We start from the raw sequence: 17,458 nt of genomic DNA, 5'->3' as shown, positions 1-17,458 counted from the left end.
CAAAAATCCCGCCCCGGCTCATGTGTCATTCTTCCCCTGTTGCAATGGGCCTTTCCGTGCGCGACCATTCGCTCCACGAGCCTACATACAGGCTCGCGCCATGCATGCCCGCCTCTGCCAGCGCAAGGAGCGTGTGGCAGGCTGTAACGCCCGATCCGCAATGCACGATTACCTTGCGGGGGTCTTTGTCAGCCAGTACATCCTTGTATTTTGCAGCAAGTTCCGCAGGCGGCATGAACTCGCCTTTTCCATCGAGATTGGAAGTATATGGTATATTAACGGCCCCTGGAATATGGCCTGCTACCAGGTCGATTGGCTCGCTCTCTCCCACGTACCGGTAATGCTCACGCACATCGATCACCATCGAATCGGGATCGGCCGCAGCAAGCGCTACATCTTCTGCATCGACCAACGGCATCTGCCATCCTTTAATGGGGTATTCTTCCAAATTGTGCAATGAGGCCGCTTTTTGAGTCAAATCGATGCCGGCCTCCACGATTGCGTCCAGTCCGCCGCTTACGACATACACTTTTTCATGACCTGCGGCTTTCAGCATCCACCAAAATCGTGCTGCTGCATTAGCCCCTTTTTTATCGTCATACACCACAACAGTCGACGACGGGCTGATACCGAGTATGCCTAAAAATCTTCCGAAATCGTCCGGTTTCGGCAGCGGATGCCGCCCACCGTCCGACGGATCACCGGATTTCTCCGACAAATCGGTTTCAAGGTCCACAAACTGGGCATTCGCGAGGTGCGCCCGGTTGTACCGTTCCAGAGCATCCGTTCCTCCCCTCGCATCGATCAAAATAGGGTCTTCCGTTTCCAGAATGGTTTTGAGCTGGTCTGTTGTAATGATATTCATGTCCTGATCTTTTGAAAAAACTTTGGTAAATAACGTTACTTTTCATGAAACTGGCGTCTAAATAGTCAATGTCGGACTGTTTTCACACGCTATAATGATGACAAGGTTACACAATTGCTCCAAGGCAATTATTTCAAGAAACAAAATTGAAAATTATCTACTGAACTTTGACCATCGTGAAGGGAAATCAAAAGCCATGTTTTTTAGTAAATTTGGTTATTCCCTTGCGAATAGCGCCGAGTTCCTGGAAGCACTTCGGCTGTCGGCATGCGAAAGTTTGGTAGTACAGATTGAGAAACGACCTCCATTTGGGACCAGAATAACCACCGAAGGCTCGCTGCGAACGCCCGATACTAGAAATCCAAGAGTGCTTATCGGATGGTTTTTCGATATAAATGATCCAGAAAACATGCCGCGATTAATCACCGTAATTCCTGCAACAGCAAAATGAAAGAACTCGATATAGTAGTCCTGACCCAAGACCTGCCCGAGCTGGAACTGCAAGCGGGCGACATCGGTACAATTGTGATGACTCATGGAGACAGTACTGCCTTCGAAGTAGAATTCAGCACGCTGGATGGTGAGACAATAGCCATCGAAACGCTCCTTTCCAATCAGATCCGCCCAATAACCCGCGGCGAAATTGCGCATGTCCGTAAGTTGCCTGTCGTTATAGATTCGCATTAATCCAAAAAAGTCGCGACGAATGTAAGTTTTTCCCAATCTCTGCAACCTATTGGGAAAGATTTGATTTTTATGGAGAAAATTTTTCTTGAAACCATCGGGGAGCATCAGCGGATCATTTACAAGGTCAGCCGGATGTACCGCAACACGCCGGAAGACCAGCAGGACCTTTTTCAAGAAATCGTCTACCAGCTCTGGCGCGCTTTTCCGGGCTTCCGGCACGAATCCAAAATAACGACCTGGATTTACCGCATCGCGCTGAATACGGCGATGGCCTCCTACCGAAAGCAAAAATCCCCTGTTTCCATCACCGAACACCCGCCCGACCTCGCCGAGCCCATACAAGCCGTTTCTGAACGCGAAGAATGGCTCTTCCGGGCGTTGCGGACTTTGAGCGAATCCGAAAGGGCCCTTATTTCTCTTTATCTCGAAGACTATTCCTATACTGAAATCGCCTCGTTAACAGGCATTTCCGAAAATTATGTGGGCGTGAAGCTCAACCGCATCAGGGAAAAACTCAAAACACTTTCAACTTCCAGCAATCTATGAATATCGACGATTTGAAATCCGACTGGCACCGGGCCGGTAAAGAATCCCATTCCGAGCAGGAGCTCGCCATGATGACCCGCGTCCGTAACCACCCGTCGCTGCGCAGGCTTCGGATCAAATTCATGATCGAAATTGCAGCGCTTACGGCTCTCCTGTTTCTTTTTTATGATGGCCTGGATGGAGCGGAAAAGCCGCTGATTGTCAATATGATGCTCATAAGCAGCATTATCCTTTACATTTTAAACAATGCAGTGGGTTATTATCATTTACAAAACCCGTCGGTAAGCGGTAACATCAGGGAGGCTTTGGTGAAGGAAGCGCAGACATTGAAAAAACTGGCGGTGCTTTCTTTACTATCTTCGATCGCCTACTCAGCCACGCTGTTATTGTTCCTCACTTATCAAATCGTGTTTAACCAGCGCAAATACATCATTTTGAGCGCATTAATCATTGCATTTTTGCTTCTGTTTTACTACTCGTGGATTAGCTGGAAAAGAAAAATTGCCCATTTCAGGCGATTAGAAGCAGATTTTTGACATTTTAGCAGGATTAACGATCCATGCCATGATTAGTCAGGAATTCACAGAAGAAGACATTGCTTACCTCCCGGCCCTGGAACCCGAAGGCTGGGGCGATATCCGCCCCCGGTTCGCCTACTTTTTAAAATCCGATTGCTGCAAGCCGATCAAGATCGAAGAAGATGGCCGGCCGGTTGCCGTTGGTGCCGCCATTTTCCATGGCGATACTGCGTGGCTTGCGTGCATCATCACGCATGGAGAGCACCGGAACAAGGGCCTTGGAAGCGCCATTACCCGCAGCCTGATCGAGCGCATCGACCGGACCCGCTATACTACCATTTACTTAGACGCCACGGAATTTGGGTACCCGGTTTATTTGAAACAGGGTTTTGAAGTAGAGGGACAATATGCGCATTTAAAACGCGAGCGGGAGATTCCACCGTTTCCGCATTCTACACATATTCAGCCATTTAACGAACACCTCCGTGAAACCGCTTATGCGCTCGACCGCATGGTATCCGGCGAAGACAGGCGCAGTGTGATGGGCGAGTTTCTGGCGGATGCCTTCGTTTTTATCGGTTCAAATGGGGATTTGCAGGGCGTCTACCTGCCCACGTGGAGCGATGGCCCTATTATCGCCTCAACGGATGTCGCGGGGTTCGCTTTAATGCAGGTCCGCACGTTGGCACGGCCCGCGGCGATCCTTCCACTCGCCAACACGGAAGGTTTGAATTATCTTCATGAGCATGGATACAGTATGTACAAGACCTCCCGCCGCATGATCCTCGGCCCCCGCAGGATCTGGCACCCCGAGCGTCTTTACAATCGCATCAGCGGCGCATTGGGCTGATCAGCGCAATACCAGTTCGCTGATTTTCGAGAATTCGGTGTGCGGGGCCATAGCTCTGACGATGCCTTTGCGGTCTACTAAAATGAAATAGGGCGTCTCGCTGATCTTGTACCGGTGGTTGAAACCATACGATTCCGGAACGGGAATAAAACCGCAGTTCCGTTTCGGGATCGCTTCCAGGCATTCTTCTTCGGTGTTAAGCGTGGTACCAAGGGAGATTATTTCAATACCCTTCTTTTTGTTTTCATCCACAAAACTCGAAATCACCTTGGTGCTGGCGAATGTGTATAATGGCTTTTCATAACGTACCCAGAAGCCCAGCAGAATGTATTTTCCCCGCAATTTCTCCGAGTCATATTCCCGCCCGTCCAGACCACGCATGACGAACGGGGCAATGGGCTCGCCTATTTCCGGCATCAGGTCGGGATTATTCATCACCGAACCGTCTTCCTGAACATACAACTGGCTCTTTTTGATGATTTCGAAAGAGGATGCCTTTCCGTATTTATCGAATATCGGCTGGGTCTTGTAAAGTCCCGGGTTACGCCGGAGCATATTGTCGTACGTCTCGTAGCTGATCCGTTTTCCGGTGGCATGATCGATGATCGGGGAATCGCGCGTCATCACGATTTGCTGGCTAACCTTGCCATTGTACCTTACCACTTTCGGCTCCTCCGACTGACAAAACGCTGAAAATCTGACAGATCCGACAACTGCCAGCAAACAAATAGAAAATTTACTCAAACGGCTCTCAAACATTCTCCCACAAAAGATTGTATCAGTATCAAATATTTGATATTTTCATGCACAATTAATCATTCAGTGCAACCTCCTAATAACTGGTAATCACCGCCTGATATTTTAGACAAATCTAACTAATTGCAAATTTTAGTATGTACGAGCCGATCCGTGAGAAGTTGGGGATTCTGGCTGATGCTGCGAAATACGACGTTTCATGTTCGTCGAGCGGCAGTAACCGGAAGAATGAGAACAAGGGGATTGGAGATGCGGAAGGAACGGGGATCTGCCACACCTACACCGAAGACGGCCGGTGTGTATCGTTACTGAAAATCCTGCTCACCAACCACTGCATTTTCGACTGCGCATTCTGTGTTTCGCGGCGCAGCAACGATATCAAGCGGGCTGCATTCACCGTGGACGAGGTGGTGGAGCTCACGATGAATTTTTACCGGCGTAACTACATCGAAGGGCTATTCCTGAGTTCCGGCATTTTCAAGGATGCCGATTATACGATGGAAAGGCTCGTACGCATTGTGAAAAAGCTCCGGCAAGAGGAACGTTTCAATGGTTATATCCATTTGAAAACGATCCCGGGGGCCAGCGACGAGTTGCTTCATGAGGCGGGCTTGTATGCGGATCGCATGAGTATTAACCTTGAAATGCCTACCGAAACAGGACTGAAACTGCTAGCGCCCGAGAAGTCGCATGCAGAAGTGAAAAAGCCTTTGAAATACATCCAAAACAATATTACCCAGTTTGAAAGCGAAAAGGCGCTGATCAAAAGTGTACCGAAATTCGTGCCGGCCGGGCAAAGCACACAGATTGTCGTGGGCGCTACGCCGGAGTCCGATAAGGAAATTTTGCATACCGCGAATGCTTTTTACGAGAATTTCGCCCTGAAACGGGTTTATTACTCGGGATACATTCCGATCAGCAACGATTCCCGACTACCGATTATTGGCTCTCAACCACCTTTAATCCGCGAGAACAGGCTGTATCAGGCCGATTGGCTGATGCGTTTCTACGGTTTTAAAGTGCAGGAAATACTCAACGACATTCATCCGAACCTCGAAGCGGATGTCGATCCCAAGCTCAGCTGGGCATTACGTAACCTCGACCAGTTTCCGGTGGACATTAATACGGCCGATTACTATATGATTCTCCGCGTGCCGGGTATAGGCGTCGGTTCGGCGTTGAAAATCGTTCAGGCCAGGAAGTTTAACAGGCTGTATGAAAACCACTTACGAAAACTCGGTATAGCTTTTCGCAAAGCCCGCCATTTCATCCGGTATGCCGATAGCCCAGTGCAGCTGAAAGAGTACGAGGCAGGGCACATTAAGGGCCTTATTTTGTCCGAAGGCAAAAGTAAATACCTGGCCAACCCGAATAATCAATTGTCGCTTTTCTAATGGAGCTGTATATTTTCGACGGTTCGCTGGAAGGCTTGCTGACGGCCATTTTCGAATGTTACCACCGGAAATCGGCAGTGGTGAAGCTGGTAACGGAACTGCATTATGTCCCTGACGTTTTCGATTCAGGTTTTCGGGTAGTATCCGACCGCGAAAAGGGGAAACGGGTTTGGAAAGGGCTTTGTAAAAAACTGGGAAAAGAGTGGCAGCTGCGTTTCTACAAGGCATTCCTTTCCGAACAGCCGGAAGTGTTTCAGCATTTGCTCCATTTTGCCCGCTATATCATCGACCAGCCCGCCGGCGCATCCGAAAACTTCGCCCATCCCGACGTGCTCGCCATTTCCCAAACCGCCCGGAAAGTGCATCGTGAAAAACACCGGATGGAAGCATTCGTGCGGTTTCAGAAAACGGGCGACGGCATTTACTATGCCCATATCGAGCCTGATTTTGATGTACTGCCGCTCCTGCCCGAGCATTTTCAAAACCGCTATGCCGACCAGCGCTGGGTTATTTATGATTTGAAAAGAAAATATGGCCTCTATTACGACCTTGAAAAAACAGAAGAAATAGCGCTGAGCGAAGCACCTCAAATGTCGATCGTCAATGCACTTCCGTCCGATTTGCTGGATCCGAAAGAGGAATTGTACACCTTATTATGGCAGGACTATTTTAAAAGTACCAACATTCAGGCACGCAAAAACATGCGGCTGCACATCAGGCACGTGCCGCGACGCTATTGGAAGTACCTTTCTGAGAAGCAGGGATAGATTCCGCTGATATTCAATAATTTTTCAGAGCATGTCGCCACGGTTTACATAACTGATGGTGTCTCGAAAATGTAGATAATCCAATTTCTGATTGTCTTTTCCGGCGATCTGCCGGAATATCCATTCATCCACCTTTTCCTGTATGCTATGAAAACTTGTACGTTCGTTATTTACTTCCTGCTCTCAGCTATTGCGGGCTTTGCCAAGGCTCCCGAGCATTGCGCCCCCGCGAATGCCGCCCCGTTTACCATTTGTCTCGAAGCGGAAAACGCCAACAGCGATGCCCCTGTTTCCGCCGACCCGAATGCGTCCAACGGCTTGACGCGCGGTGCCCGGAACGCTTCGGATTACTTTGTTGAGTATGTGACAGACGTACCCGTTTCCGGAAAGTACAGCATCACTTTCCGGTACTATGCCGAACAAAATTCGCTGGTAAATATGTCTGTAAATGGCACCGCTCCCACGCAGATTGAACTTCCCGCTTCGCATTCCTGGAATATCGCGTGGACGGAGCATACTGTCGAGGTGTATTTCACGGCCGGCAATAACCGGATCCGTCTCAAAGAACTTCCCGGGTACGACGTCAGGCACGATAAGACCTGCTGGACGGAAATCCCCGGTACCGGCGAGCCACTCACCTGCGACTTTAAGGTAAATCCCCGCGCAGTGGGTAACTGGCCCATTTATCAGCCCGGACAGACTGTAACACTCGAAGCCAGGTGCACGGGGGCCGACTGCGGTACCACTTCGCTGGCGTGGATCGGCAATGGCATTAACGTCGCAGAAGCGACCACTTCATTCAGCGCTCCAACAATCCCGGGCGACTATACCTACACATTATTCGCGTCCAAGACCGGCTGTACCTCTGACACGAGCGTAAATGTGATGATCCGCGTACAGACCACACCGGCCGAATGCGACTACATTGTGGGATCTATCGTAAGCGACTACACACCCACATGCGGCCAGGGTATGTCCGTCAGCGCCGATTGCTTTGGTACCGGTTGTCCGGGCCTGACTTACAAATGGAACGGTCCGGGCCTGGATGCCACCGGAAGCACGGTTCATTTCTATGCCCCTACCCAAAACGGTACTTACACATACACCAGGACCAGCTCCAAGCCCGGCTGTCCCGATCAGACCAGTGATTTCCAGCTCGTCATCACCTCCTGCGGCGACGGTCCATACAGCATTTGTCTTGAAGCCGAGAATGCGCTCGGTTCCGGACCGATAACCGAGGATCCTAACGCATCGGGCGGCAAAACAAAAGGTGGACAGGACCGGCAGGATTATACAGTATTTTATCAGGTTCCCGATGTCCAGGCAGAGGGCGCTCACGCTATCACTTTCCGATATTACGCGGAAGCCAATACGGCCATTGAAGTGACTATCAACAATGAAATTTTCCCATACAAAATAGAGCTCCCGGCGTCAAACTCCTGGAATATCGTCTGGACCGAGCAGACTATTGTTTTTGCATTACAAAAAGGGCTGAACTTCATCGAGGTGAAAGGCCTGCCCGGTTACAGCCCGGTACGCCACGATAGGATATGCATCGAGCAAATGCCCGGCACACCTCCTGCCTGTGATTTCGTGGTGGTGCCTCATCTATCTACTTTTACGCCGCAATGCGGCTCCCAGATCACCCTCTCCTCCAATTGTTCCGGCGCGGATTGCGGCCCGGTGTTCTACAACTGGTACGGACCCGACGGTTATGCCCGGTATACAAAAACGATTGATGTGCCAGTGCCATCGGCCAACGGAACGTATTACTACACCCTCGTGGCGGGTAAGGAGGGGTGCGCCAGCCGACACATTCCAGTTTCGTTTACAGTGAACGACTGTGCTCCTCCGAGCGGGGTAACTTCCGCTTGCGTAGAAGCCGAGAACATGGCCAGCAACGGTGCCGGTACCAGCGATCCCAACGCGTCGAACGGGCAAACGCGAGGTTCACAAAACAATTATGATTACTACGTTGATTACCAGTTGGACGACTTTGCCGCCGGGACGTATGCGGTAAGGCTTCGCTACTACGCCGAGGCCGGTGCACAGGTGAGCGTGTCGGTAAATGGTAATATTGCCATTGCAGCCTTGCAGCTGCCCCCTACTCACAGCTGGAACATCGTCGCACGGGAGGAGACATTTTACGTTACATTGGCTGCGGGCCAGAATACGATCCGCATTCAGGGCTTGCCGGGTGCAGCCACCCGCCAGGACAGGATTTGTGTTGGAAATAGCCCGAATAATGCAAGAATGGCAGTATCCGAATTCCTACAAAAGCCGAACGATGCGTCCCTACTCCAAGCCTACCCCAACCCGGCCTCTGGGGAATTCAAAGCGGTTTTCAATTTACCAACCGGCAGACCAGCCACCATCAGTGTGACAGACGTGCAAGGTAAAATCTGGCATACACGTCACGTGACAGGCAGGGGCGCACACGAGGAGCGGATCGACCTCGGCAATGCGCCGGCCGGCATTTACCTGCTGCAAGTAAAGAAGCCCGACTCGGTGGAAACGAAAAAGATTTTACTCACACGTTAAATGCAAAAAGCGGTTGCCTGGGCCAGGCAACCGCTTTCTCGCTATTTCCATTTACTTCCCAACCAGGCCTTTCGGAATGTCTGCATAGCTTCCGAGACCGTCTTCCCTGCCGCTTCGTAGGTTACCACCTGCAAGCGTGGATTTTCGATCAGTTCCAGCATCGCGGTTTTTGGTTCGTCGCGGTGCTTGTATTCCACGGCAAGCTGGTCGCCGGGTTTGTGGGATTTGAGAATAGACGTCAAATCGTCATTTTTAGTGACCGACTTTCCATCCACTTTCAATATTTCATCATCGATATCGAGCCCAGCTTTGTAAAGTGGGCTTCCGATTACGGTATTGGACGTGATAGTCAGGCCTGCGCCCTCCTTGTAGCGCACATCGCCAATCCACGCTTGTCCTTCAAATTGTTTTTTCAGCAGCAATCCGGCGTTAGCGAGCAGTGGGGCATAATCCAGCGATTCGTGGCCATTGATATATTTAGCAAAAAACTGCTGTGCGAACTTTTTATCTTTTGAATAATCCTCCAAAACAGCTTGCAGGTCGGTCACATTGTAGGCGATTTCCGGTTTTCCACGTTTGACCCAGACAGCTTTCATGAAATCATCGAGATTCAGCCCTTTGCTTCTCAATTGGAGATCCAATGCGAGCGCAACGGAAGCGCCATAAGGATAATAGGAAGTATAAATGTTGGGATAATTCGTCTTATCGATCGCCACGCCCGCATCCACGAATACGGCGTTGCTGCTTGCCTGCACAGGCGAAATGCGCTTCGCCCCGGCGGTGTTCTCTTTGGTATTGACCAGTGATGTCAAGGTCTTGCAATACTCTTCCAGCGAATCGAAACCTGCCCTTTCGAGCAGCAAATCACCATAATATTGGGTAAAACCTTCGGCGAACCAGAGTTCGAAACTCATATTGCTCTTTTCAAAATTGAAAGGTTCGAGCGTTTTCGGGCGAATGCGCTCGACGTTCCAGGTATGGAAAAACTCGTGCGAGAATACGCCCAGCAGGTTGTCGGAACCGTCAAATGCGACCGGCACGGCGATCATCGTGCTGTTGCGGTGCTCCATGCCGTCGCCTTTTACATAAGGATTAATGCTTGCCAGAAAGGTGTAGCTGCCGTTATCAAATACAGGAAATTCTCCAAAAACCATTCGGGCCTCCTGGGTAATGCGCTTGATTTTGCCTGCAAATGCAGTAGCCAACGAGTCACTGCCTTTTGCTTCCAATGCGAGCCTGAATTGCGAAGGCTTGTTATCGGCATTGGGTACCGTCCATTCTTTGATAGTCAGTTTACCGATTTTGGTAGGCGAATCCATGAAATATTGTAAATCGGGAGCGGTGAATACGTTGGCCTGGCCGGTGGTTTTGAGCTGGGTTGCAATAGTCCAGGTATTGGGTTCCGGCAGGCTGAACGCAACCGTGATAGGCGCTTTTTCCAGTTCTTTCACCCACATAAATGTAGCCGGCATATTCAAATGCACGCTGCTGGCGTCGATTCCGGCATAGGTACCGTCGGCGTGGTTGGCATACAAAGTATATGCTACCTTCACAAAACCATTGATCCCGGCAATTTTATAAACATCACCATCCACCCGCTGCACCGGCACGGATTTACCCGATTTGTCGAAGGCCACGACATCGTAGACATTCTTCCCGTACTCGTGCGTAGCGTACCTGCCCGGGGACGAGCGCGACATCCTGAAAAGCAATTCCTTTTGCGGGGCATCGGAAACGCTTACGGCAATACGGGCTTCATGGTGGACGATATTGGGAAAGGATACATCGTAGCGGATCTTTTGTGCGAATGCGTACGAGCAAAGCATAGGAGCGGCGAGCAAAGCGGCCAGTTTTTTCATGGACTGATCAAGTGATTTGAATTGACAGCACCCAATTTAAACCATTCGGCCAACATTTATCGCCGTCATAGACATACTAACCCGATTATTGCTTAATTTTTCCGGTTCAAATCCCATTAAAACATTAAATAGTATCGATCTTCCATGAAGAAACTCTTCCTACCCCTTGCCCTGGCGCTCGCCGTCTCCTCACAGTACGCGTTCAGCCAAACGAAGGCACTTTTTAATGGCAAGGATCTCAAAGGCTGGCATATCGACGTTCCCGAAATGGACAAAAACCCGAACGCCGTCAACCCGTTTCTGGTCCGCAATGGGTTGCTTGTAAGTTTGGGCACACCGGGCGGCCACTTGATTACGGACGCGCAGCATGAAAATTTCCGCTTTACCTTTCAATATCGTTTTGTGGGCAAGCCCGGCAATTGCGGCGCATTGGTATTCGTTTCGAAGCCGAGAGATTTGTATGAAATGTTTCCCAAATCCATCGAAATACAGCTCATGAACCAGAATGCCGGCGATTTCTGGTGCATCCAGGAAGACATTACCGTGCCGGATATGGAGAAACGCCGCGGACCGAAAGAGAAATGGGGAGTGAACGGTGATAAGCTCCGCCGCATTCCCAACCTGACCGACGGCACCGAAAAGCCGCTCGGCGAATGGAATTCCATGGTGATCGAATGTGTTAAGAATTCAATTAAAGTATGGCTCAATGGCGTGCTCGTCAACTATGGCTATGATGCGACGGCTTCGAAAGGACAGATCGCATTGCAGTCGGAAGGCTCCGAGGTTGAGTTCAAAGACGTTAATCTGACGCCGATTAAAGCATTGTCTAAATAATGAATTTCAAATCAAACCGTCTGTTCAGAAATATTGCCATCGTAGTGGTATTGATCGCCAACATCGGATGCGACCAGATTTCTAAAAGTGTAGTCAGGGAAAATGTGGGGTTTTATCAAACTATTCACGTGATCAAAGACTACGTTACCATTACTTATGTCGAAAATACCGGCGCATTTCTGAGCATAGGCAGCTCTTTGCCCGATACAATGAAAATTTTTGTGTTGTCGGTCATCCCGCTCATCGCGCTGCTTTTCGGAATTATATATCTGCTCACCAAAAAGAACCTGACCTGGCTCAGCGCCCTCGCCCTGAGCTTTGCGATTGGCGGCGGTATCGGCAATATCTACGACCGCCTCGTACACGGCTCAGTAACCGATTTCATGCACATCAATTTTGGGTTGTTCCAAACAGGTATATTCAACATGGCCGACGTGTCCATCATGACGGGAATGTTTATTTTTCTGTATCAGTCGTACAGCCGGCAAAAGTCGCGGTTTCCGGGTATTTGAGGTAACGTTTGGATGCAGGTGTGTTTTCAACATCGTTGCTTGCCGCTAACATTGTTGTTACAAACAGGGCGCTCCTCCGGAGCAAACAAAAAGGACTTCCGGTAACCGGAAGTCCTTTTGCATTTGGAATACTATACCGATTACGCAGCGCCAACCGACTTGCGGATGATATTCAAGGCAGAACCTGCTTTGAACCATTCGATCTGCTGGGCATTGTAGGTATGGTTTACCGGGAATTCCTCGGTCGTACCGTCGTTGTGGTGCAATACGATCGTCAGAGGTTGTCCTTCTGCAAATGTTTCCAGACCCAGAATGTCGATCGTATCATCCTCCTGGATCTTATCGTAGTCTGCTGTGTTAGCAAATGTAAGCGCCAGCATACCTTGTTTTTTCAGGTTGGTTTCGTGGATACGTGCGAATGATTTGGTCAAAATCGCGCGTACACCCAGGAAACGTGGCTCCATCGCAGCATGCTCGCGTGATGAACCTTCCCCGTAGTTTTCGTCCCCTACCACGATGGTACCGATCCCGTGCGCTTTGTAATCGCGCTGAACGGCCGGAACCTCTGCGTACTGGTTATTCAGCTGGTTTTTGATGGCGTTGGTTTTCTCATTATAGAAGTTAACCGCACCAATCAGCATGTTGTTAGAAATGTTGTCGAGGTGTCCGCGGTATTTCAGCCATGGACCAGCCATTGAAATATGGTCGGTGGTACACTTGCCTTTTGCTTTAATCAGAAGCTTCAAACCGGTAAGGTCCGCTCCTTCCCATTCCGGGAATGGTTCAAGGAGCTGCAGACGGTCGGAAGTGGGGCTTACCAGCACCTGCACTTTGCTTCCATCTTCTGCTGGGGCCTGGTAACCTGCATCTTCTACGGCAAATCCCCGGGTAGGCAATTCGAGGCCGCTTGGCTCGTCGAGCATAACCTCCGCGCCGTCGGTATTAACGAGCTTGTCCACACGCGGGTCGAAAGTAAGGCGTCCGGCAATGGCCATCGCCGTTACGATCTCGGGAGAAGCTACGAATGAATGCGTGTTGGGGTTACCGTCGGCACGTTTCGAGAAGTTGCGGTTGAATGACGTAATGATCGAATTTTTCTCCCCTTTCTCGGCACCGTGGCGTGCCCACTGGCCGATACACGGTCCGCAGGCATTGGCCAGCACTACCCCGCCGATTTGTGCGAAAGTATCCAGGTAACCATCCCGATCCACCGTATAGCGGACGAGCTCAGAACCGGGAGTGATTGTATATTCGGAAGTTACCTTCAGTTTTTTGTCAACGGCCTGTTGCGCGATAGATGCCGCACGGCTTACATCTTCATAAGAAGAGTTGGTACAGGAACCGATCAGACCTACCGAAAGAACTTCTGGCCAGCCGTTTTCCTTCACAGCCGTAGCGAACTTCGACAATGGCCAGGCCAGATCCGGCGTAAAAGGCCCGTTGATATGTGGTTCGAGTGTCGAAAGATCGAGCTCGATCAGTTGATCGTAGTATGCGGCAGGATCTGCGTAAACTTCGTCATCCGAACGGAGATTGTGTTTGATCGCGTCGGCAGCATCGGCGATATCGGAACGGTCTGTGCCTCTCAGGTAAGCGGCGCTTTTCTCGTCGTAAGCGAAGATTGAAGTGGTCGCCCCGATTTCGGCACCCATATTACAGATGGTACCTTTGCCGGTTGCAGAAAGGCTTTCAGCCCCTTCGCCAAAATACTCCACTACATAACCTGTTCCGCCTTTCACGGTAAGCTGGCCTGCCACCCAAAGGATCACGTCTTTCGCCGCAGTCCATCCGCTTAGTTTGCCGGTCAGTTTCACGCCGATCAAACGGGGCATTTTCAATTCCCAGGCAAGGCCCGACATGACATCGCTCGCATCTGCACCTCCAACCCCGATCGCGATCATACCTAATCCACCCGCATTGGGCGTGTGAGAGTCGGTACCGATCATCATACCGCCCGGAAATGCGTAGTTTTCCAGCACAACCTGGTGGATGATACCCGCACCGGCCTTCCAGAATCCCAGACCATATTTATTGGAAACGGACGAAAGGAAATCGTATACCTCTTTATTTTTATCTACGGCATTCTTCAAATCCTGCGCAGCACCCACTTCGGCCTGGATAAGGTGGTCGCAGTGAACCGTAGATGGGACCGCTACTTTCGGGCGGCCTGCCTGCATAAATTGCAGAAGCGCCATCTGTGCGGTTGCATCCTGCATCGCGACGCGATCAGGTGCAAAATCTACGTACGACTTACCACGTTCAAAACTCTGAGTGGGATTTCCTTCCCATAAATGGGAGTATAAAATCTTCTCTGCTAAGGTCAAAGGCCGCCCTACGATTTTACGGGCAGCTTCTACTCGTCCTTCCATCCGGGCGTAAACGCCCTTGATCATATCTAAGTCAAATGCCATAGTAATTAAATTAATGCTTATACATTCACATTTATCAACAACTGTACCACCTGTGATTATCTGCTCAACTGCTTCACGGGAGGTGCGAACTTGGTCAGGTCAATGCCGACCACCGCGGCTTTATACTCATCTATATTAGGAATTCGCCCAAGGATGGCAGAAAGCACAACAACCGGCGTTGACGCGAGTAATGACTCTCCCTTTTTGCGCTCCGAATCTTCAACAACCCTTCCCTGGAAAAGTCGCGTCGACGTTGCCATAACCGTATCTCCTTTGGCAGCCTTTTCCTGGTTACCCATGCAAAGGTTACAGCCGGGACGTTCCAGATACATCATATTCTCGTATTCGGTACGCGCAGCTACTTTCGGAGCATTATCGTCGAATTCGAAACCGGAGTATTTTTGCAACACATCCCAGTCGCCTTCATTTTTCAGCTCCTCGATGATGTTATAGGTAGGCGCCGCCACCACGAGCGGTGCATGGAACTCTACCTTGCCTTGCTGCTCTTCCAGGTTCTTGAGCATCTGAGAAACAATTTTCAAATCGCCCTTGTGTACCATGCAGGAACCAACAAAACCAAGGTCTACTTTTTTATCGTCTCCATAGTAAGAGATAGGACGTATCGTGTCGTGCGTGTAACGCTTCGAGACATCTTTATTGGTCACGTCCGGATCCGCAATCATCGGCTCGACGATCACATCGAGGTCGATAACAACTTCTGCGTAATACTTCGCGTTCGCATCCGGGGTCAGCGCCGGCTTTTCGCCCGATTTAATCTCCGCGATCCGCTTGTCTGCTTTATTGATCAATCCCTGAAGAACCTGCTTGCTGTTGTCCATTCCTTTGTCGATCATGATCTGGATTCTGCCTTTCGCAATTTCCAGTGATTCGATCAGGGTGTCGTCCTCCGAAATACAGATAGAGGCTTTTGCCTTCATCTCTGCAGTCCAGTCTGTAAAAGTGAATGCCTGATCGGCCGGGAGCGTTCCAAGATGGACTTCGATGATCCTTCCCTGGAATACGTTCTCTCCACCAAACTTCTGAAGCATCTGGGCCTGCGTAGCGTGGACTACGTCACGGAAATCCATGTGCTCCTTCATCTCGCCCTTGAACGTTACTTTCACGGATTCGGGAATTGGCATAGAAGCTTCGCCCGTAGCCAATGCAAGCGCAACGGTTCCTGAGTCAGCACCAAAAGCTACGCCCTTCGACATTCTTGTATGCGAGTCGCCACCGATGATGATCGCCCACTCGTCGATAGTAATGTCGTTAAGCACCTTATGGATCACGTCGGTCATCGAGTGATATTCGCCTTTCGGGTCACGGGCGGTAATAAGACCGAAGTCGTTCATGAACTTCATGAGTTTCGGAATGTTTGCCTGCGCTTTTTTATCCCAAACCGACGCCGTGTGACAGCCCGACTGATAAGCTCCGTCAACGATCGGCGAAATCACCGTGGCCGCCATGGATTCCAGCTCCTGAGCGGTCATTAAGCCCGTCGTGTCCTGCGAACCGACGATATTAACTTCTACACGAACATCTGAACCGGCGTGCAAAACTTTGCCTGGCGTAATGCCGACAGCGTTTCTGTTAAAGATTTTTTCTACTGCGGTAAGACCTTGTCCCTCGTTGGAAATCTCCTTTGAAGGAGCAAATACAGGCGTAGGTTCTATGCCCAGGATCTTCGCTGCGACCGTCTGGATCTTTTTACCAAATACAATAGCATACGATCCGCCGGCTTTGATAAATTCCTTTTTCTGCGGCGTGAGGGCCTTCGAGATGTCAATCAGTTCCTGATCGCCATTATAAAGCTTCTTCGTCTTCGTGTTAATGGTCAGGACCGTACCCGTGGCAACCGAGTAAACTTCCTCAAGAACAGGATCGCCATTTTCATTGCGAACGATATTACCATCCGCGTCAACCTTTTTCACCCAGTTTTTCAGGTCGATACCGATACCGCCGGTAACGTCGACTGTGGTGAGAAATATCGGAGAGATGCCGTTTGTACCCCCAACGATCGGAGCAATGTTGACAAACGGAATATATGGGCTTGCTTGTTTACCAGTCCAAAGAGCCACGTTGTTTACACCTGACATCCTTGACGAGCCTACTCCCATGGTGCCTTTCTCTGCAATCAGCATTACGCTCTTGCCGGGATGTTGTTCCTGCAAAGCCTTGATTTCCTCCTGAGCTTTGGGGGTAATCATACATTTACCGTGTAGCTCACGATCCGACCGGGAGTGAGCCTGGTTACCTGGGGAGAGCAAATCGGTCGAAATGTCGCCTTCGCCGGCGATATAGGTGACTACATGAATTTCTTCGGGTACATCCGGCAGCTTCGTGAAGAATTCAGCCTTTGCATAGCTTTCAAGAATCTCCCTCGCGATTTCGTTACCGTTTTTGAATGCTTCTTTCAAACGGTCTGTATCCGCATCGTAAAGGAAAACCTGTGTTTTAAGAACCTCCGCAGCTTGTTTTGCAACATCAGCATCCTCACCCAGGGCAAGGTCCAGCAGCACGCCAATGGAAGGGCCGCCTTTCATGTGAGATAACAACTCGAAGGCATAAGCGGGTGATATTTCTTCGACTACGGATTCCCCCAGGATGATCTCTTTTAAGAACCTGGCTTTTGCACCGGCAGCGCTCGTCGTGCCTGGTAAAGTGTTGTAAATAAAAAATTTAAGAGAGTCTTCCCGATACTCGTTTGATGGATCTTTAATTTGCGCTATGATTTCTCCCAGCAATTCGGCACCATCAATCGGCTTCGGATGAAGCCCCTGGGTTTTTCTTTCTTCAATCTCTTTAATGTAGTCCTGATAGATATTCATGATGAAATCTTTTCAATGTTAAAGGCAATATCTGTTGTCAATAAAACGGGCGAAAGTACGAAATTACAGAATATACGGAGGCATTTCGGC

The 17,458-nt window shown here is 50.0% G+C and carries 15 protein-coding genes; 10 read left to right on the top strand and 5 right to left on the bottom strand.

Going from position 1 to position 17,458, the window contains the following annotated elements:
• Positions 1-25: 25 nt before the first annotated feature.
• Complete coding sequence (locus AAHB90_RS22750) at positions 26-865, bottom strand: sulfurtransferase (protein WP_342087540.1); 840 nt, start codon at positions 863-865, stop codon at positions 26-28.
• Between the two features lie 94 nt (positions 866-959).
• On the opposite strand from AAHB90_RS22750, the gene AAHB90_RS32840 reads away from it, so the two are divergent.
• From AAHB90_RS32840 to AAHB90_RS22730, 5 genes are all read left to right on the top strand, one after another.
• Positions 960-1,316 carry a DUF6883 domain-containing protein gene (locus AAHB90_RS32840; protein ID WP_446717919.1) on the top strand — a complete coding sequence of 119 codons (357 nt, stop codon included), beginning with the start codon at positions 960-962 and terminating at the stop codon, positions 1,314-1,316.
• A complete protein-coding gene (locus AAHB90_RS22745) occupies positions 1,313-1,552 on the top strand; it encodes a DUF4926 domain-containing protein (RefSeq protein WP_342087539.1) in 240 nt (79 codons plus the stop codon). The genes AAHB90_RS32840 and AAHB90_RS22745 overlap by 4 nt, the downstream gene beginning before the upstream one ends.
• A gap of 69 nt (positions 1,553-1,621) precedes the next feature.
• Positions 1,622-2,098, top strand: coding sequence for an RNA polymerase sigma factor (locus AAHB90_RS22740; RefSeq protein WP_342087538.1), 477 nt, complete (start codon positions 1,622-1,624; stop codon positions 2,096-2,098).
• Positions 2,095-2,634: a hypothetical protein gene (locus AAHB90_RS22735; protein WP_342087537.1), complete on the top strand. Its 540-nt coding sequence runs from the start codon at positions 2,095-2,097 to the stop codon at positions 2,632-2,634. The genes AAHB90_RS22740 and AAHB90_RS22735 overlap by 4 nt, the downstream gene beginning before the upstream one ends.
• A 28-nt stretch (positions 2,635-2,662) precedes the next feature.
• Positions 2,663-3,466: a GNAT family N-acetyltransferase gene (locus AAHB90_RS22730; RefSeq protein WP_342087536.1), complete on the top strand. Its 804-nt coding sequence runs from the start codon at positions 2,663-2,665 to the stop codon at positions 3,464-3,466.
• Here the strand turns inward: AAHB90_RS22730 and AAHB90_RS22725 are convergent, their stop codons facing one another.
• Positions 3,467-4,189, bottom strand: coding sequence for a thioredoxin family protein (locus tag AAHB90_RS22725; RefSeq protein ID WP_342087535.1), 723 nt, complete (start codon positions 4,187-4,189; stop codon positions 3,467-3,469).
• Positions 4,190-4,359: 170 nt separating this feature from the next.
• Between AAHB90_RS22725 and AAHB90_RS22720 the strand changes: the two genes are divergently transcribed.
• The 3 genes from AAHB90_RS22720 to AAHB90_RS22710 all read left to right on the top strand — a co-directional run bounded on the left by AAHB90_RS22720 (position 4,360) and on the right by AAHB90_RS22710 (position 8,924).
• The gene (locus AAHB90_RS22720; protein ID WP_342087534.1) at positions 4,360-5,616 is read left to right on the top strand and encodes a putative DNA modification/repair radical SAM protein; all 1,257 of its coding nucleotides are present in this window, start codon (positions 4,360-4,362) and stop codon (positions 5,614-5,616) included.
• Positions 5,616-6,383 carry a TIGR03915 family putative DNA repair protein gene (locus tag AAHB90_RS22715; protein ID WP_342087533.1) on the top strand — a complete coding sequence of 256 codons (768 nt, stop codon included), beginning with the start codon at positions 5,616-5,618 and terminating at the stop codon, positions 6,381-6,383. The genes AAHB90_RS22720 and AAHB90_RS22715 overlap by 1 nt, the downstream gene beginning before the upstream one ends.
• Positions 6,384-6,530: 147 nt before the next feature.
• Positions 6,531-8,924, top strand: a complete 2,394-nt coding sequence (locus AAHB90_RS22710; RefSeq protein WP_342087532.1) for a T9SS type A sorting domain-containing protein — start codon at positions 6,531-6,533, stop codon at positions 8,922-8,924.
• Positions 8,925-8,965: 41 nt separating this feature from the next.
• Here AAHB90_RS22710 and AAHB90_RS22705 read toward each other — a convergent pair whose 3' ends face one another.
• Positions 8,966-10,783: a M61 family metallopeptidase gene (locus AAHB90_RS22705; protein WP_342087531.1), complete on the bottom strand. Its 1,818-nt coding sequence runs from the start codon at positions 10,781-10,783 to the stop codon at positions 8,966-8,968.
• Positions 10,784-10,927: 144 nt separating this feature from the next.
• Here AAHB90_RS22705 and AAHB90_RS22700 point away from each other — a divergent pair, with 144 nt between their 5' ends.
• A complete protein-coding gene (locus AAHB90_RS22700) occupies positions 10,928-11,617 on the top strand; it encodes a 3-keto-disaccharide hydrolase (RefSeq protein ID WP_342087530.1) in 690 nt (229 codons plus the stop codon).
• Positions 11,617-12,129 (top strand): signal peptidase II, encoded by a 513-nt coding sequence (gene lspA / locus AAHB90_RS22695; protein ID WP_342087529.1) that lies wholly within the window; start codon positions 11,617-11,619, stop codon positions 12,127-12,129. Before AAHB90_RS22700 ends, lspA begins: the two co-directional genes overlap by 1 nt.
• A gap of 140 nt (positions 12,130-12,269) precedes the next feature.
• On the opposite strand, the gene AAHB90_RS22690 is transcribed toward lspA, so the two are convergent.
• Together AAHB90_RS22690 and AAHB90_RS22685 are read right to left on the bottom strand one after the other, a co-directional pair.
• Positions 12,270-14,540, bottom strand: a complete 2,271-nt coding sequence (locus tag AAHB90_RS22690) for an aconitate hydratase (RefSeq protein ID WP_342087528.1) — start codon at positions 14,538-14,540, stop codon at positions 12,270-12,272.
• Positions 14,541-14,596: 56 nt separating this feature from the next.
• Complete coding sequence (locus tag AAHB90_RS22685; protein ID WP_342087527.1) at positions 14,597-17,368, bottom strand: bifunctional aconitate hydratase 2/2-methylisocitrate dehydratase; 2,772 nt, start codon at positions 17,366-17,368, stop codon at positions 14,597-14,599.
• Positions 17,369-17,458: the final 90 nt, after the last annotated feature.

The sequence above is a fragment of the Dyadobacter sp. OTU695 genome (assembly GCF_038440355.1).
GTDB lineage: Bacteria > Bacteroidota > Bacteroidia > Cytophagales > Spirosomataceae > Dyadobacter.
This window is presented reverse-complemented; position numbering and strand designations above follow the sequence as displayed.

Coding starts and splice junctions, on each gene's coding strand:
- AAHB90_RS22750 (WP_342087540.1), bottom strand. CDS start 865: ATGAATATCATTACAACAGACCAGCTCAAAACCATTCTGGAAACGGAA.
- AAHB90_RS32840 (WP_446717919.1), top strand. CDS start 960: ATGATGACAAGGTTACACAATTGCTCCAAGGCAATTATTTCAAGAAAC.
- AAHB90_RS22745 (WP_342087539.1), top strand. CDS start 1,313: ATGAAAGAACTCGATATAGTAGTCCTGACCCAAGACCTGCCCGAGCTG.
- AAHB90_RS22740 (WP_342087538.1), top strand. CDS start 1,622: ATGGAGAAAATTTTTCTTGAAACCATCGGGGAGCATCAGCGGATCATT.
- AAHB90_RS22735 (WP_342087537.1), top strand. CDS start 2,095: ATGAATATCGACGATTTGAAATCCGACTGGCACCGGGCCGGTAAAGAA.
- AAHB90_RS22730 (WP_342087536.1), top strand. CDS start 2,663: ATGATTAGTCAGGAATTCACAGAAGAAGACATTGCTTACCTCCCGGCC.
- AAHB90_RS22720 (WP_342087534.1), top strand. CDS start 4,360: ATGTACGAGCCGATCCGTGAGAAGTTGGGGATTCTGGCTGATGCTGCG.
- AAHB90_RS22715 (WP_342087533.1), top strand. CDS start 5,616: ATGGAGCTGTATATTTTCGACGGTTCGCTGGAAGGCTTGCTGACGGCC.
- AAHB90_RS22710 (WP_342087532.1), top strand. CDS start 6,531: ATGAAAACTTGTACGTTCGTTATTTACTTCCTGCTCTCAGCTATTGCG.
- AAHB90_RS22705 (WP_342087531.1), bottom strand. CDS start 10,783: ATGAAAAAACTGGCCGCTTTGCTCGCCGCTCCTATGCTTTGCTCGTAC.
- AAHB90_RS22700 (WP_342087530.1), top strand. CDS start 10,928: ATGAAGAAACTCTTCCTACCCCTTGCCCTGGCGCTCGCCGTCTCCTCA.
- lspA (WP_342087529.1), top strand. CDS start 11,617: ATGAATTTCAAATCAAACCGTCTGTTCAGAAATATTGCCATCGTAGTG.
- AAHB90_RS22690 (WP_342087528.1), bottom strand. CDS start 14,540: ATGGCATTTGACTTAGATATGATCAAGGGCGTTTACGCCCGGATGGAA.
- AAHB90_RS22685 (WP_342087527.1), bottom strand. CDS start 17,368: ATGAATATCTATCAGGACTACATTAAAGAGATTGAAGAAAGAAAAACC.